Annotated in this window: 2 protein-coding genes; both read right to left on the bottom strand. The window is 51.6% G+C overall.

Annotated elements, in window-relative coordinates; all coding sequences use genetic code 11:
* On the bottom strand, positions 1-365 hold a 365-nt coding region (locus tag R7O12_RS26940), incomplete at its 3' end, for a class II aldolase/adducin family protein (RefSeq protein ID WP_411913101.1).
* A gap of 76 nt (positions 366-441) precedes the next feature.
* Positions 442-1,036, bottom strand: a 595-nt coding sequence (locus R7O12_RS26945; RefSeq protein ID WP_318127124.1) for an FGGY-family carbohydrate kinase, incomplete at its 5' end; no start/stop codon positions are given.

Below are 1,036 nucleotides of genomic sequence, written 5' to 3' on the forward strand. Positions count from 1 at the left end.
TCTTCGTCGCTCAAGGCGCGAGTGCACGCAATTTGTCCGTAGAAATAATCCGCATGAGTTGTGCCCAACGCGGGAATGGCTCTGCCTGCTTGTGCCCATGCCGTTGCCTGAGGAGAGTGGGTGTGAACGATACCGCCAACCTCCGGGAAATGGCGATAAAGCTCTAGATGCGTGGCCGTGTCGGAAGATGGGTTGAGTTTCCCTTCAACCACTTGGCCGTGCAGATCGACCACCACCATGTTTTCAGCATTCAGTTCGCAGTACTCAACACCGCTGGGTTTGATAACAACCAATCCAGATTCTCTATCGATGCCTGACACATTGCCCCACGTGAACGTCACAAGGTTATGACGTTGTAAATCCATATTGGCTTGCCAGACTTGGTGACGCAGCGTTTTGATTCGTTCGACTAATGAGTCGGCATCATTCCAGACGGTTTGTTCAGACATCTTCACGCTCCTGCGATTGGTGAAACTCCGCAACCTGCTCCATGTGTTGCCCAAGCTCGCGATACGTCGCGTAACGCTGTGCTCGTAATGTTTGCACTTTTGGTGTTGGTGAGTAGGTTTGACGAACAGGACTTGCCATCACGGCTTGTGCTGATTTCGTCGTCGGGTAAACGCCAGCTGCGACGGCTGCAAAAATCGCTGCCCCCAATGCGCAACATTGATCTGATTCGACCACGATGATGTCGCGACCAATCACATCGGCGCACATTTGCATCACGTAAGGGGATTTTTGCGCAATGCCACCAATGGCGATGACGCGTTCGACAGTGACATCTTGTTCTATAAAGCAATCGACGATCGCTTTTGCGCCATGCGCAGTGGATTCTACGAGTGCGGAGAAAATTGCAGGTGATGAGCTACCAAGGTTTAAGTCACAAATGGCACCTTTAAGACGCTGGTTTGCGTAAGGGGTTCGGCGGCCATTGAGCCAATCCATTGCAACCGGAGTATATTGGTCGATACCTTGCTGCTCGGCAGCTTGCGAGAGCATCGGCAAAAGTTCTGAAGCAATTTCTTCGGCAGTTAAG

The organism is Vibrio sp. Vb1574 (genome assembly GCF_033338675.1).